This window comes from Martinezella lusitana, assembly GCF_010668395.1.
In the GTDB taxonomy this organism is placed as follows: Bacteria; Pseudomonadota; Alphaproteobacteria; order Rhizobiales; family Rhizobiaceae; genus Rhizobium; species Rhizobium lusitanum_A.
In genome coordinates, this window is record NZ_WUEY01000010.1 from 39746 (window position 1) to 54011 (window position 14266).

The 14266-nt window shown below is 61.9% G+C and carries 14 protein-coding genes; 12 read left to right on the plus strand and 2 right to left on the minus strand.

Going from position 1 to position 14266, the window contains the following annotated elements; translation table 11 throughout:
- Window positions 1–31 precede the first annotated feature (31 nt).
- Window positions 32–796 (plus strand): glutamine amidotransferase, encoded by a 765-nt coding sequence (locus tag GR212_RS20900; RefSeq protein WP_163988983.1) that lies wholly within the window; start codon window positions 32–34, stop codon window positions 794–796.
- Between the two features lie 70 nt (window positions 797–866).
- Here GR212_RS20900 and GR212_RS20905 read toward each other — a convergent pair whose 3' ends face one another.
- Window positions 867–1823: a LysR family transcriptional regulator gene (locus tag GR212_RS20905; protein ID WP_163988985.1), complete on the minus strand. Its 957-nt coding sequence runs from the start codon at window positions 1821–1823 to the stop codon at window positions 867–869.
- A 142-nt stretch (window positions 1824–1965) separates the two neighbouring features.
- Between GR212_RS20905 and GR212_RS20910 the strand changes: the two genes are divergently transcribed.
- The 3 genes from GR212_RS20910 to GR212_RS20920 are packed head-to-tail and all read left to right on the plus strand — an operon-like array spanning window position 1966 to window position 5086.
- Window positions 1966–3282, plus strand: coding sequence for a purine-cytosine permease family protein (locus tag GR212_RS20910; protein WP_163988987.1), 1317 nt, complete (start codon window positions 1966–1968; stop codon window positions 3280–3282).
- Window positions 3249–4049: an SDR family oxidoreductase gene (locus GR212_RS20915; RefSeq protein WP_246725844.1), complete on the plus strand. Its 801-nt coding sequence runs from the start codon at window positions 3249–3251 to the stop codon at window positions 4047–4049. The genes GR212_RS20910 and GR212_RS20915 overlap by 34 nt, the downstream gene beginning before the upstream one ends.
- The gene (locus GR212_RS20920; protein ID WP_163988990.1) at window positions 4046–5086 is read left to right on the plus strand and encodes a DUF917 family protein; all 1041 of its coding nucleotides are present in this window, start codon (window positions 4046–4048) and stop codon (window positions 5084–5086) included. The genes GR212_RS20915 and GR212_RS20920 overlap by 4 nt, the downstream gene beginning before the upstream one ends.
- A gap of 173 nt (window positions 5087–5259) precedes the next feature.
- Here GR212_RS20920 and GR212_RS20925 read toward each other — a convergent pair whose 3' ends face one another.
- Entirely contained in the window at window positions 5260–5703 is a 444-nt protein-coding gene (locus GR212_RS20925) for a MarR family winged helix-turn-helix transcriptional regulator (RefSeq protein WP_163988992.1), read from the minus strand.
- Window positions 5704–5780: 77 nt separating this feature from the next.
- Between GR212_RS20925 and GR212_RS20930 the strand changes: the two genes are divergently transcribed.
- The 8 genes from GR212_RS20930 (at window position 5781) to GR212_RS20965 (ending at window position 14201) form a co-directional block, all read left to right on the plus strand.
- Window positions 5781–6185, plus strand: coding sequence for a GFA family protein (locus GR212_RS20930; protein ID WP_163988994.1), 405 nt, complete (start codon window positions 5781–5783; stop codon window positions 6183–6185).
- 405 nt (window positions 6186–6590) lie between these two features.
- The gene (locus tag GR212_RS20935) at window positions 6591–7322 is read left to right on the plus strand and encodes a TetR/AcrR family transcriptional regulator (protein ID WP_246725845.1); all 732 of its coding nucleotides are present in this window, start codon (window positions 6591–6593) and stop codon (window positions 7320–7322) included.
- Window positions 7323–7558: 236 nt separating this feature from the next.
- On the plus strand, window positions 7559–8812 hold the full coding sequence (locus tag GR212_RS20940; protein ID WP_163988996.1) for a sarcosine oxidase subunit beta family protein: 1254 nt from the start codon (window positions 7559–7561) through the stop codon (window positions 8810–8812).
- 10 nt (window positions 8813–8822) lie between these two features.
- Complete coding sequence (locus GR212_RS20945) at window positions 8823–9107, plus strand: sarcosine oxidase subunit delta (RefSeq protein WP_163988998.1); 285 nt, start codon at window positions 8823–8825, stop codon at window positions 9105–9107.
- Complete coding sequence (locus tag GR212_RS20950) at window positions 9088–11895, plus strand: 2Fe-2S iron-sulfur cluster-binding protein (protein ID WP_163989000.1); 2808 nt, start codon at window positions 9088–9090, stop codon at window positions 11893–11895. Before GR212_RS20945 ends, GR212_RS20950 begins: the two co-directional genes overlap by 20 nt.
- Window positions 11888–12436 carry a hypothetical protein gene (locus GR212_RS20955; protein ID WP_163989002.1) on the plus strand — a complete coding sequence of 183 codons (549 nt, stop codon included), beginning with the start codon at window positions 11888–11890 and terminating at the stop codon, window positions 12434–12436. Before GR212_RS20950 ends, GR212_RS20955 begins: the two co-directional genes overlap by 8 nt.
- A gap of 59 nt (window positions 12437–12495) precedes the next feature.
- Window positions 12496–13611: a branched-chain amino acid ABC transporter substrate-binding protein gene (locus GR212_RS20960; protein ID WP_163989004.1), complete on the plus strand. Its 1116-nt coding sequence runs from the start codon at window positions 12496–12498 to the stop codon at window positions 13609–13611.
- Window positions 13612–13853: 242 nt separating this feature from the next.
- Window positions 13854–14201: a hypothetical protein gene (locus GR212_RS20965; RefSeq protein ID WP_163989007.1), complete on the plus strand. Its 348-nt coding sequence runs from the start codon at window positions 13854–13856 to the stop codon at window positions 14199–14201.
- Window positions 14202–14266: the final 65 nt, after the last annotated feature.

Sequence of the window (14266 nt, forward strand, 5' to 3'; positions counted from 1 at the left end):
GCGTTGCCCTTTTCCCCATCGAGGATCCATCATGAAGCCAGTGTTGCTCGCGGGCGAGACTTTTCACGTAACGTCGTTCGCTGCCAAGGGCCTGGAAGTCGGCGCATCCTCTCGCTATTCGAATGGTGCGACGCGTTACATCTCGGGGCTTGCCAGGCAGGGGATCGAGGTCGTCCAGATCGGCGGCGAGCGGTGTGAGGCCGAATTTCCGAGGTCGCTGGAAGCTCTCGCCGACTATTCGGCCGTCGTCCTTTCGGATGTCGGCGCCCTCTCGCTGCTCTACACGCCGGAAACGCGGATCGGTCAGCGCTCCGTCAATCGGCTCGAACTTCTCCGCCGCTGGGTGGAGCAGGGTGGAGGGTTGATGATGGCCGGCGGCTATACCTGCTTCCAGGGCATGGACGGATCGGCGATGTTCCACGGTACGGCCGTCGAGGAATGCCTTCCTGTCGAGATCAATGCGGGTCCGGATGGGTTGGAGGCACCCGAAGGTCTCGACCCGGCCGTTATCGATGCCGAGCACCCGGTGCTCGCGGGTCTGACATCGCCCATTCCTTTCGTTCTCGGCATGAATCGCGTCAAGGCGCGGGCAGGCAATGAGGTGAAGACGTTAGTCCATTGCTCCAGCCGAGGGCAGAATTTGCCGCTTTTGTCTGTCCGCGATTATGGCGCTGGACGATCGCTTGCGTGGACGACCGATATCGGACCGCATTGGTTGTCCGAAGATTTCATGCGCTGGGACGGCTACGATACGCTCATGGCCAACATGGCGCGTTGGCTGGCGCGGAAGATTTAGAGGTGGACGCGTCGAAGACGATATCCGCCTTGCCGTCTTGGTCTCACAGCAATGACGCGACGCAGGGCGGCTAACGTGTCGACATATCCTCGGGATTTCGGGTGACAAGTCGCGCGCCGTCGTTCTCTGTTCCGAGAGGCGGCCAAAACTGTCGAAAATGGCGGATGAGCAAGTCCGTTAGCACCCGTGTTCTCAGGTTCATGTCGCGTCGATGCGGCCATACGGCCTGAATAGGCAATCCTTTCGGGGATGAGGCTGGCATGACGGTCACGACAGATCCTTGTTTCAGGGCTTCGGCGACAAGCCATTCAGGCAGCTGCGCCACGCCGAACCCCCGCAAGACGCAGTCGTAGATTGCGTCATAGCTGCCGACGCTGAACGTGCCGGAAACGTCGACTTGCCCGACCGAGCCGGTCTCGTCGGCCAACAGCCAGGGGGCTCTGCCATCGCTTCGCGAATAGGTGATGCAGTCGTGGCCGGCAAGGTCCGACACCACTTTCGGCGTGCCGCGACGCGCGAGGTAGTCGGGCGACGCGCACATGACAATGTTCTGCGTGCCCAGGCGCCGGGCGACCAGATCGGCGCTGTTTCCGACGTTTCCAATACGGACGGCGAGATCGATGCCGTCCTCCACCAAGTCGGTGAGGCGGTTTGAGAAGCTGACATCGAAGGTCAGCATGGAATAGGTCTGCGACAGCTCCAACAGAATCGGCATTATCACCTTGCGGCCCAGTAGTTCAGGCAGGCTGACCCTGAGCCTGCCGGCGGGTTCGCGCGTTCTGGATGTCAGCGTCGCTTGTACAGCCTCGAGCTCATTAAAGGCGCGCTGGCAGGCCTGCAGAAGCAGTGCGCCATCCTCCGTCAACGTCATTTGGCGCGTGGTGCGGTGAAACAGGCGCGCGCCGAGCCGCGTCTCGAGCCGCGCCACTGCCTTTCCTACGGCGGAGCTTGTCAATCCAAGCTTAAGGCCGGCATCCGAGAAGTTCTCGCTCTTGGCCGCCTGTACGAACGTACGGATCGCCGTCAATTGCTCGCTCGAAATCATATGCCCTCCCATAACGGAACTGAATTCCGATATTATAGGAATAATCGGATAAACTGAGAATTAGAAGAACGATTATGGTTCGTTTCGCGTGCCGGGCTCACGGCGCAAAAAAAGGGAACGGACTATGGAAACTCGACCGGATATAAATCGCGATCTTGATGACTTTACCCTCAGCCGGGTACCGATGGGCGCGCGATATTCCTGGCTATCGGTTGCGATGCAGCGGTTTGGTCAGCTCTCATGCCTTTCTCAATTCATGGTCGGCGCACTGCTGGGCTACGGCATGACCTTCAAGGACGCCTTTCTGGCCCTGACCCTTGGGGCGGTCATCCTGGAAATCGTTTCGATCTTTGTCGGCATAGCAGGGCAAAGGGAGGGGATGAGCACGGCGATGCTGGCCCGCTGGACCGGCTTTGGTCAACACGGCTCCAGCTTGCTGTCGCTGGTCATCGCCATCAGTCTCGTGGGCTGGTTTGCGGTTCAGAATGCAATATTCGCTTCCGGAATGCAGTCCTTGGCCGGCGGATTGCCATTTTGGGGCTGGGCCCTGGCGTGTGGCCTCGCGGTCACCCTTGTCGTCACCTTCGGATTCTCCGCGATGGCTTGGCTTGCCTATGTCACGGTCCCGGCATTCATGGTGCTGGCAGGCTGGTCGATCGCGTCAGCGCTCATGACCCATTCACTGCAAAGTCTGGTGAACTCAGCCGCTCCCGGCCCGTCGCTGAGCCTGACCGCCGGGGCGACCATGGTGGCGGGCTCGTTCATTATCGGCGCGGTCGTCACGCCGGATATGAGTCGCTTCAACCGCTCGGCCTTTGATGTTGTCAGGCAAACCGTGGTCAGCATCACCTTCGGGGAGTATCTGGTCGGCCTTATCGGGGTTCTGCTTGCGCACGCCGTAGGCAGCGCGGACGTTGTCAAGATTATCGTCACCACAACCAGTTTTGTCGGCATCATTATCCTGGTCGCCTCGACGGCGAAGATCAATGACTGGAACCTGTATTCCGCCTCACTTGGCGTCGTGAACTTTTTCCAGAACGTCTTCGGCGTTGCGATTAGCCGCACGACGGCGACGCTCGTCATCGGCAGCTGCGGAACGCTGCTGTCGCTCTGGGGCGGTCTTCAGCAATTCACCGGCTTCCTTATTGTGTTAGGCGTCGCAATTCCTCCTGTCGGAGGGATCATGATCGTCGACTACTTCGTCTTGCGTCGGCAGAGGGCTTTGCTGGACCGTTCGGCGATCCGCGGGGCGGTGCCCGACACAAGCGAGGCTTGGAACCTCCCGGGTCTCGTCAGCTGGGCCGTCGGCTTTCTCACCGGCTTTTATATCAGCGCCGGCATTCCTTCCATAAACGCGCTTTGCGCCGCCGGCTTCTCCTACTGGCTGATCCAGGGGTTTTTGGCGCCATGCTGCGCAAAACTCACATCGCGCAACGCGTAATGCGACAGCGATATTCGGACATTGACCAGGCAATCATTCAACGAGGATCGAATATGTTTAATAGCAAGACTGTTGCCATCATCGGCGGCACCTCCGGCATCGGCCTGCGTGTAGCAGAGATCGCCATTTCGCAGGGAGCATCCGTCATCGTCGGCGGACGAAACATTGAACGCATCGACAAAGCGGTTCAGCGTCTCGGTTCCTCGGCGCGGGGGGCTGAGGTTGACAACCTCGATCAGGCCTCGATCAAGGCGTTTTTCGAAGCGGCCGGAGCCATTGACCATCTTTTCACGCCCGGCGCGTCGTACGCGCGGGGCCGCATAGATGAAGCATCCGACGACGTGGCGGAAAGCTCGTTCAAGTCCAAGTTTTGGGGGCAGTATTACGCTGTCAAACATGCTCTGCCTTACCTGGCAAAGGATGGCTCGATCACCTTGATGGCAGGTGCCTATAGCGTTCGCCCGGCGTCGAACGGCGCGGCCTATGGCGCCTGCAATGCGGCAATCGAAGGCCTCGGCCGTTCGCTTGCGGTGGAATTGGCACCGGTGCGGGTGAATGTCGTATCGCCTGGAACGATTGACAGCGATCTATGGCAGCGCCAGCCGCCAGCGCTGCGGGATGCGTCTTTCTCGTCCTACGGCGACGTTGCATTGCTAAAGCGTGTTGGTACGACCGATGAAGTGGCCGATGCGGTGGTCTTCCTCATGAAAAACACCTTCATGACCGGATCCACGCTTTATCCGGACGGCGGGTTTGCACTGCGATGAAACGGAACCTGACACCGGACGACATCGAACCGGCCGTCTTGGGAGGAGCCATTCTCGGTGGCGGCGGCGGCGGCTTGATCAACGAGGGCCTGCGCAGCGCGAGGCTGGCATTGGAGGCTGGGACCCCGCAACTATGGAGTCCGGAGGAGCTCTCACCCGAGACGCTTTCCGTGACGGTCGCGCTTGTGGGTGCTCCTTCATCTCCGCAGGCCTATGTTCGCGCAACCCACATGCTGCAGGCGCTCACGCAAATTCGGCAGGCAGAGCCCCGAATTGCGGCCATCAACACCAACGAGAACGGAGCGGAGACAACGGTCAACGGTTGGCTACAATCTGCTTTGACCGGATTGCCTCTGCTGGACCTCGCCTGCAACGGCCGCGCTCACCCGACGGGCTTGATGGGAGCACTGGGACTGCACAGAGTGGAAGGTTACCGCTGCCGACAGGCCTTTGCGGGAGGCGACGACGCGCATTTTGTCGAGGGCCTGTTGTCCGGAAGGCTGGAGGAGGTGGCCAACACCGTTCGTTGTGCTTCCGTTGAAGCCGGCGGGCTTCTGGCTGTCGCGCGTAACCCGGTGCCGCTGTCCCTTGCGGTCGCCAATGGTGCTCCGGGTGCGATCAGTCAGGCCATCGGCATTGGACGCGCGTTGCTCGATGGAGGTATCCGGGCCGTCGTAAGGCACATGGACGGCAATATATCCTTGCAAGGGGAGGTGACTGGATACCAATGTCAGCGGCGCGACGGCTTGGACATAGGTCATGTGACATTTTCCTCGAACGCGAAGCTGCGTTTTATCAATGAGTTCATGACCTTCGATGTCGACGGCCGGCGTAGAGCGTCTTTTCCCGACTTGATCATGACCTTCGATGAGGAAGGCCGGCCGATCGTCTCCGCAAAGATAACCAAAGGACAACGACTGACCGTGATCACCGTCCCGCGAGGAAAGTTGCTTCTATCGTCAACGATGGCAATGCCGGAATTGTTTGAGCCGCTCAATCGCATCCTGACAGCCACTCCTGGCGAGACGCCTCTGTGATGGCTCGGTGGAACGGTTCGTGTCACAGGGAATGACCGCAACCGGCGTCGGGGCGGGGCAAATCCTGAATGTCGCTGATGGGTTAAGCGGGTGGCCCACAACGGGGCGATGGTTCGCCCCGCCGAACACACTTCACCGACACAATTGATGGAATTCGGAGAAGAATCACCGCCTCAGGAACCGAGCGCTGCGAGAACTTCGGCGATCACCGCTGTCGCCTCGCGAAGTCTCGCCTCGCCGAAAGCCGCCCCGTTGCTGTTGGCCCAGATCGCTTGACGGCCTTGAATATCGGCCAGAGCGGCTCTGCCTGCGGCCGTCAATTCCATCAGCTTGGCACGCTGATGGGCGGGATTGTCGCGATAGGCAATCAACCCTTCGCTTTCCAGAAGATCCGCGATGCGCTGGACGCCTTGTCGTGCAAGGCCGAGTGCCCGCGCTGCATCGGCGACCGACATCGGCGCATGGTCGGCAGCGGCAAGGACTTGCCAGCGTGCACTGGTCTGCCCGGCAGGCTTGGCGAGAATATCGCCCGCGACCTGCAGATGACCCGCAAGCCTCAATACCGCGATTGAGAATTGCGCGAAGGCATCGCCTTCGCTTGTTCGTTTCGAGTCCATATTGACAACATATTGTCCATTGCTGATAATGACAGCATGTTGTCATGATGCACACGGAAACGCAAGGAAGAGAGCGAATGAAGAAGACCTACCACGGCAGTTGCCATTGCGGCCGGATCGCCTATCAGACCGACATCGATTTGGAGGCCGGTACCGGCAAATGCAATTGTTCCATCTGCTGGAAACGCCGATACTGGGGGTTCAACATCAAGCCTGAAGACTTCCGCCTGACCTGTGATGAAACGGGGGTCGGTGACTACCAGTTCGGCACGATGTCGGGCCATCACCGGTTCTGCGGCACCTGTGGCGTGGCACCCTATGGCCACGGATACATAGAGGAAATGGGGGGCGCCTACGTCTCCATCAATCTCGCCTGCCTGGACGATCTCGATCCAAGCGAACTTGCCGAGGCACCTGTGCGATACTTCGATGGCCGCAACAACAGCTGGTGGAACACGCCGGCGGAGACCCGACACCTTTAGAAAGCGAAAGGCGTCGCTGGCGCCCTGGCAACAGGGCCGCCGATCCATGAGCGGGCACGCAGTCCCGGCATTTTCATGCTTCGGGCACTCATCCCGGCCAGGTCCAGCTCATAGCGGAGCCGGATCTGGCGACAGAAGCATCGCGCCGGTTGCTCGCCGGCGACAGCGAGAGACCCTTCGTCGCGACCGGCCTGCTGCCTGCTCCGTTCGAAGGGGATGCCAAAAGACCGATCTCCCGAGAGATACGTTCTGATTCGGGAAACGCGCACGCAGTTGCCGCGGAGCGGCCACGGCGATGGCGCTAATCGGGCGTTTGACGCGACGGCCCGAATTGTGGAGGTCTGGTTTCAAATTCCGTTGCTGCGATATGGCGCGCCCCGGCGCTGCTCCTAACTTGATATCCGTTTGGCGTTGGGCAACATGACATTCCATATCCGCTGGATGTGGCGACACGATCGGCCGAGAGGAGAAACTGTGAGTGCAACACCGCCCTCCAGGGCAAAAAAAGAGGTTGTCAAACAGACGGCCGGCCGCATGACCCGCGAGGTCTGGATCGAGGCGGCTATTGCGGCACTCATTGCAGACGGCATCGCCAATGTGAAAATACAGGTCATGGCCAAGGCGCTCGCGGTGTCGCGGTCGAGCTTTTATTGGTTCTTTGCCGATTTGCAGGAATTGCACAGGGAACTGCTTGAATACTGGCTCCGGAAAAATACGAGCCCGATCCTCGAACGTGCCCTTCGCCCAGCACCCACGGTGACGAAGGCGGTGTGCCACGTCTTTGAATGCTGGGTGGATCCAAACCTCTTCAACCCCCGTCTCGACGCGGCGGTCCGGTCCTGGGGACAGGTGGACGCAGCCGTGCGTGCCGTGGTCGATCAAGCCGACGATCAGCGCGTCGATGCCGTGACGCGCATGTTCCTGCGCTACGACTATCCGGAAGACGAGGCCTTCATCCGGGCCCGTGTTCTCTATTTTACGCAGATCGGTCACTATACGCTTGGCATGCGGGATGATCGGGAGATGCGGCTGCGTCTTTTGCGTCCCTATCTCTTGAGTTTTACAGGGCGTCGGGCATCGGATGAGGAGGTCGACGCTTTTGAAACGCTGATGCGGCGTGTTCAGCCAAACGGCTGAGATCTGTTCATCTCTGTACTTTCTTGCGACCCATCGATGTGAGCGGGGAACGGCTGCTCCTTTCCATGCCTGCCGCAATTATCTGGACATATATGTACAGAATGGGTATTTCTGTTGCCTGGCGGGTGCATGGGGGCTCTCGCACGGTTTTTCAGAATGGGGCAGCGCATGAAACCGCACTCAGCCTTGCCGCTTTACCGCCGCGCAACGCACCATGCCGGCGGCGGGATTTCGCGATGACGCGGCACTATTCCGCACTTTCACTCCTGAAGGAGGGGCTTGCTGGTCAGACGGGCTGGTGGCAGGCCTGGCGGTCACCCCAGCCGAAGCCACGCTACGACATCCTCATCATCGGCGGCGGCGGGCACGGGCTGGCAACGGCCTATTATCTCGCCAAGGTTCATAACATCCGCAACGTGGCGGTCATCGAAAAGGGTTGGCTGGGCGGCGGCAATACCGGCCGGAACACGACGGTCATACGCTCCAACTACTTCTTTCCCGAGAGCGCGGCGCTCTACGAAATGGCCTTGAAGCTCTACGAGGGCCTCGGCCGCGAGCTCAATTACAACGTCATGCTTTCCCAGCGTGGGATTATCACGTTGGCCCACAGCGAGACGGAGATGGAGATGGCGGCACGTACCGTCAACGCCATGCAGATCAATGGCACTGACGCCGAGCTTTTCGGCGTGGAGGACGTGCGACGCGTATTGCCGCTGCTCAACATGTCGCCCGAGGCGCGCTATCCGGTCTTCGGTGGCGTCTGGCAGGGAAGGGCCGGCACAGCGCGCCATGATGCGGTCGCCTGGGGCTATGCGCGCGCTGCCGACCGGTTGGGCGTCGATATTATCCAGTCCTGCGAAGTCGAGGAATTCCTCGTCGAGGGCGGCCGGTGCCGTGGCGTGAAGACCAGCCGCGGCGAGATCCGCGCCGATCGGGTCGGCATGGTCGTTGCAGGCCATTCCTCGCATCTCGGAGCCAAGGCCGGCTTCCGCCTGCCGATCACGTCCTATGCCTTGCAGGCCTGTGTTTCCGAGCCGATCAAGCCGGCGCTCGATACGGTCGTGCTCTCGCCGGCAACCGGCACCTATGCCAGCCAGTCGGACAAGGGTGAACTCGTCATCGGCGGCGGTCTCGACCGGGTTCCCTCCTATGGCCAGCGCGGCAACCTGCCGATGCTCGAGGACGTGATCGCGGGGCTGCTCGAAATGTTCCCGAGCTTCCGACAGCTGCGATTGATGCGCCAATGGGCGGGCATCGTCGACGTGACGCCGGATTCCTCGCCGATCCTTGGCGAGAGCCCGCTGCCGGGCCTCTTCCTGAACTGCGGCTGGGGAACGGGGGGCTTCAAGGCAATACCGGCCGGCGGCACGCTCCTTGCTCATCTGCTCGCCACGGGCAAGCATCACGACGTCAGCCGACCCTTCGATCTCGACCGCTTCACACGCGGGCGGTTGATCGACGAGGCTGCCGGCTCCGGCATCGCGCACTAGGGGGACCGCAATGCAGCTTTTCCCATGCCCATTCTGCGGCCCCAGAAGCGAGACCGAATTTCATTTCGGCGGCGATGCCGGCAACCATCGCCCGGAGGGTTTTCGCGACGTGACCGACGGAAAATGGACGGCCTACCTGTACGAGCGGAACAACCTGCGCGGCCCGGCGAACGAGATCTGGATGCACATGACCTGCGGGGAGGTCTTCCGTATGGAGCGCGACACCGTGCACCATGGCGTGGCGCGGTCCTTCGCACTCACGGAAGGAAGCGGCGATGACGGCATGGCGCACTAAGGGCGGTACGGCCATCGACACGACACGGCCGCTGCGCTTCACCTTCGACGGCAAGGCAGTCGAGGGATTTGCGGGCGACACGGTGGCCTCGGCGCTGCTTGCCGGCGGTGTCTCCGTTCTCGGTCGCAGTTTCAAATATCATCGCCCGCGCGGGCTATGGGGGGCGGGCGTCGAGGAGCCGAATGCCCTGGTCGATGTTGCGGGCGCGATGCCGAACACGCGCGCCACGCAATTGCTGGCCGCAGATGGGCTCATCGTACGCAGCGTCAATGCCGAGCCAAGCGCGGAGAAGGATCGCCACGCCTTCCTCGACGCTTTCTCGCGCTTCATACCGGCCGCCTTCTACTACAAGACCTTCATGTTTCCCGATTGGCACCTGTTCGAGCCGCGCATCCGGCAGATGGCGGGCCTCGGCAGGCTGGACGCGACACTGCGGGAGCCGTCCTTCGCCGAGCAGATCAATCATCATTGCGACGTGCTCGTGGTCGGCGCCGGGCCGGCGGGCCTTGCCGCGGCGCGCAAGGCCCTGCGCGCCGGGCAGCGTGTCGTGCTCTGCGACGACGGGCGGCAAGTCGGTGGCAGCCTGCTCCACCGTGCGGCGATCCTCGAAGGCAAGCCGGGCGCGGAATGGGCTGCGGACGTGGCAGCGGAACTGCGGCAGGCCGGCGCGCTGGTGCTGACCGACACGACGGCGTTTGGAATCTACGACCATCGCCTGGTCGCCCTAAGCCAGAAAGGCGCGGACGGCGTACCTGAGCGGCTGTGGCGCGTTCGCGCGAAATCCATCGTGCTTGCCACGGGCGCCATCGAACGGCCGCTGCCATTCGGCAACAACGACCTGCCGGGCATCATGTCCGCCGAGGCCGCGCTCGTCTATCTTCGCCGTTTCGGCGTTGCCGCCGGACGCAAGGTCGTCGTCGCCACGAACAACGGTCTGGCCTACGAGACGGCGGAGGCGCTGGCGGCAACGGGTGCTGAGGTCACGGTCGTCGACTATCGCGATGATATCCCCGTGCCCACCGGGCTCCGGGTGCTGAAAGGCCTGACCGTGATTTCCGCAAGCGGTCGGGAAGTGGTGAGCGCCGTGCGGCTTTCCGACGGCAGCGTTCTGGAGGCCGATGCTGTGCTCGCCTCCGGGGGCTTCACGCCGACCGTGCATCTGTACTGCCAGGCCCAGGGCAAGCTCGACTGGCGCGATGACATCCTCGCCTTCGTGCCCGGCCGGCCGGTCGAGGGCGTCGCGGTTGTGGGAGCGGCGGCGGGTGACTTCGGCCTTCCAGCGGAATTTGCGGACGGCGCGACCCGTCATTTCGGCATCGTCGCCGCCTGGCCGAAGCCGCGGGTGAAGGATCGCGTCTGGATCGACCTTCAAAACGACGTCACGGCCAAGGACGTCGAGCTTGCCGTGCGGGAAAACTTCGTCTCCGTCGAGCATCTGAAGCGTTATACCACGCTTGGCATGGCGACTGACCAGGGCAAGACCTCCAATGTCAACGGTCTGGCGCTGATGGCCGAAATCACAGGCCGGCGCATTCCCGAGATCGGCACGACGACCTATCGCCCACCCTTCACTCCGGTTCCGCTTGTCTCCTTCGCCGGGGTTCGTTCCGGCACGCGCATGAACCCCCTGCGCCGCCTGCCGCTCGAAAGGGAGCATCGGGCGCACGGTGCGGTGTTGCGCGACTATGGCGGCTGGCTGCGGCCGGCCTTCTATGGCGAGGGGTCGCCGGAGGCACGTATCCAGCTGGAGGCCAAGGCTTCGCGCACGGGCGTCGCACTCTTTGACGGGTCGCCCCTCGGCAAGATCGAGGTTATCGGGCCGGATGCCGCGGCTTTTCTTGACTTCATCTACTACAACACCGTGTCGACACTTGCGCCCGGCCGCTGCCGCTACGGCTTCATTCTTACCGAAGGCGGAAACATCTATGACGACGGCGTGCTCGTGCGGCTCGAGGAAAACCGCTTCGTCGTCTCCTGCTCCTCCTCCCACGTCGCGGGGGTGCACGCCTTGCTGGAAGAGTGGCGGCAGGACCGTTTCGACCGGCGGCGTGTCTTCATCCACAATGCCACGGCCGAGATGGCAACGCTGACGGTGACGGGGCCGCGCGCGTCGGCGCTTGTCGCCGCGATCGGCCTTGACGCTGCTCTCGATGATGCGAGCTTGCCGCATATGGCCGTCGTGCCGGGCACTTTCGAGGGCATTCCGGTGCGGATCGCCCGTGTCAGCTTTACCGGCGAACGATCCTACGAGATTTCCGTCCCCGCCGATCATGCCGCCGCGCTATGGTCGCGGTTGTGGCGGGAAGGCGAGGTTTTCGGCGTGACGCCGCTAGGCCTCGAGGCGCTCATGATCCTGCGTGCGGAAAAGGGTTACATCGTCATCGGCAAGGATACCGACGGCACCAGCCGGCCGATGGATTTCGGCCTGACCGCGCCGCTGGAAAGGAAAAAGACTGAGTTCATCGGTCGCCGCTCGCTGATTACGGAAGATGCCATGCGGCCTGACCGCCGGCAGTTCGTCGGGCTTGAGGCGGCGGACGGCAAGGGCCACCTGCCGACCGGCGCGCATGGTATCGAGCGCGGCGCGTGCGGTTTGCGCAGCACAGGCTATGTCACGTCGAGCTATTTCAGCCCGACCCTGCAGAAGCCGATCGCGCTCGGTCTTATCGAACGCGGTCTCGCGCGCATGGGCGACGTCATCGAACTACAGCACCTTCGGGAGGTGCGGCATGCCCGCATCGTCGCCCCGTGCGCCTTCGATCCGGAAGGAACCCGTCTTCATGCTTGACCATTCCTGCAAGTGGCGGCCGGAGCCGGATTGGGCGAATGCGCGTCTTGCCGCGCCGAGCCTGCACGTCAGCGCCATCATCGGCCTGCCGCAGCGCCTCGTCAGTGGCGACATCGGCCGCTTCCTTGTCCGACATGAGCTTGCGGAGGTCGGCGCGTTGGGACTTGCCTCCGGCGAGCGCTATGCTGTGCGTGTTGCCCGTGACCGGCTGCTCGCCGTTGGCATTCCGGCCTCGGCCTGCGCCGACGGCTGGCATGACGACGGCTATGGCGTGACGACGTTCGGTTCGGCATTTCGCGTCCTTCAAGCGCGCGGAGAAGGCGTGCCCGATCTTGTCGCGCGGGCAACGACGATCGATCCGAACAATCCCGGACCTTGCGCTGCAATGCTCTTTTGCGGCGTTATGGCCACCGTGTACCGATACAACGACATCGAGACCCTGCGCATTCATGTGGACCGGGGGCTTGGCGCCTATCTCTGGGAATGGCTCGAAGCGCAGCCGCTCTCTTGGAGAGCGGCTGCCGGCGTTGCCGGCCGGTAAAGATTTTATTCTGGAAGGAGCGACCCGCGCTGGTGCGGGCAAAAAAGGGAGTTGAGACAATGAGAAAAATTCTAATCATCGGCACGGCAATCGGCCTGCTCATGGGCACCGCCGCACGGGCCGAAGACCTGACTTTCGCTGTTGCCGGTCCATTGACCGGTCCGCTCGCCACGATTGGCGACCAGTTCAGGCAGGGTGCGCAAGCGGCGGCCGACGCGATAAACGCCAAGGGTGGCGTGATGGGCCGCCAGATCAAGCTGCAGTTCGAGGATGACCAATGCGATCCGAAGCAGGCCGTCTCGGTCGCAAACCGTATCGCAGCAAGCGGCATCAACTTTGTCGACGGTCACGCCTGCTCCGGCTCGAGTATCCCCGCTTCCGCGGTCTATGCCGAAAATGGCACGCTGATGATGAGTCCGGCTTCCTCCAACCCGGCAATGACGGACGATGCCGCCGCCAAGGGCTGGACCAATATCATGCGTCTCTATACGCGTGACGATGCGCAGGGCGCTTTCATCGGCCCGTGGATCGCCAAGCAATATGCCGGCAAGAACGTCGCTGTCCTGCACGACAAGACGGCCTATGGCCAGGGTGTTGCGGATGCCGTGCGCGCCACCATGAACGCGAATGGCCTCAAGGAGATACTCTTTGAAGGTATCAACCCAGGTGAAAAGGACTACAACGCCCTCGTGCTGAAGCTGAAGAACGCCAAAGTCGATGTCGTTTATTTCGGCGGATACCATCCGGAGGCCGGCCTGATCCTGCGGCAGGCGGCCGAGCAGAACTACAAGTTCCAGCTGATCATGCCCGATTCGATTGCATCGCCGGAATTCTGGCAGGTTGCCGGTTCCGCTGGCGAGGGCACCATGTTCGTCTTCCCGTCCGATCCACAGGCCAAGCCCGAGGCGAAGGAAGCCGTCCAGAAGATCCAGGCCGGCGGCTTCAAGCCGGAAGGCTTCACGCTCTTCTCCTATGCCGTGATCCAGGCTTTCGCCCAGGGTATCGAACGTGCCGGTTCGGATGATCCGACCAAGGTTGCCGAGGCGCTGAAGGACGGCAAGCCGATCGATACGGTCGTCGGCAGCGTCACCTTCGACCAGAAGGGCGACTTGAAGAACGCCAGCTACGACATCAACCGCTGGAGCAATGGCAGCTACGCCCCGATCGCAAAGTAACGAATGCGGGATAACCAAAAAGGAGGCCCGGCTCACGGCCGGGCCTCTTCATCCCGGGAGGAAACATCAATGCTTCGGTTCGCGTCGAGACAGTCAAACAGGGCGAGAGTTCGGCTAGCCCATCCGTTCCGATGCAGAGTCTTTGTCGTCATCGGTGCCATCGATCGTTGAAAGCAAGATGAATTGCCTGTCCCGCCTATGCTAGGCTGTCGTCATTGATGGCCTTGAACCGGACAATCGCGATGCCAGAGCCTGATCCAGAGGAAAAGATCGATTCGACGTTCCGCAACGGCTCGCTGACGGCTGCGGGGATCATTCTCGGCTTCTCGCTGAACTTCATCGGCCGCTGGCTCTCGAACCCAAACGACTGGAGTCGCATCGACATCGCCCCGATGGCATTGCTGACGATCGGTATCGCCCTCCAGGTGAAGGTATTCGCTGACCTGCTTGCGCGCGATTCCCTGATCGCCGCGAAATACGACCGCTCGCGGAGGCTGTTTCTAATCGGCCTCATCATCGTGGCGGCAGGGATAGCGCTCGCCTTGCTGAACGATATTCTGGGGCTTGGGTCGATGCAGATGTTGGGGTGACGCGCCAAGGTCGGCAGTTTGAGTGGCAAGGAACGGTCGAGTTCTTTCTTGCCGCCGGAATGACC

Coding starts and splice junctions, on each gene's coding strand:
- GR212_RS20900 (WP_163988983.1), top strand. CDS start 32: ATGAAGCCAGTGTTGCTCGCGGGCGAGACTTTTCACGTAACGTCGTTC.
- GR212_RS20910 (WP_163988987.1), top strand. CDS start 1,966: ATGGAAACTCGACCGGATATAAATCGCGATCTTGATGACTTTACCCTC.
- GR212_RS20915 (WP_246725844.1), top strand. CDS start 3,249: ATGCTGCGCAAAACTCACATCGCGCAACGCGTAATGCGACAGCGATAT.
- GR212_RS20920 (WP_163988990.1), top strand. CDS start 4,046: ATGAAACGGAACCTGACACCGGACGACATCGAACCGGCCGTCTTGGGA.
- GR212_RS20925 (WP_163988992.1), bottom strand. CDS start 5,703: ATGGACTCGAAACGAACAAGCGAAGGCGATGCCTTCGCGCAATTCTCA.
- GR212_RS20930 (WP_163988994.1), top strand. CDS start 5,781: ATGAAGAAGACCTACCACGGCAGTTGCCATTGCGGCCGGATCGCCTAT.
- GR212_RS20940 (WP_163988996.1), top strand. CDS start 7,559: ATGACGCGGCACTATTCCGCACTTTCACTCCTGAAGGAGGGGCTTGCT.
- GR212_RS20945 (WP_163988998.1), top strand. CDS start 8,823: ATGCAGCTTTTCCCATGCCCATTCTGCGGCCCCAGAAGCGAGACCGAA.
- GR212_RS20950 (WP_163989000.1), top strand. CDS start 9,088: ATGACGGCATGGCGCACTAAGGGCGGTACGGCCATCGACACGACACGG.
- GR212_RS20955 (WP_163989002.1), top strand. CDS start 11,888: ATGCTTGACCATTCCTGCAAGTGGCGGCCGGAGCCGGATTGGGCGAAT.
- GR212_RS20960 (WP_163989004.1), top strand. CDS start 12,496: ATGAGAAAAATTCTAATCATCGGCACGGCAATCGGCCTGCTCATGGGC.
- GR212_RS20965 (WP_163989007.1), top strand. CDS start 13,854: ATGCCAGAGCCTGATCCAGAGGAAAAGATCGATTCGACGTTCCGCAAC.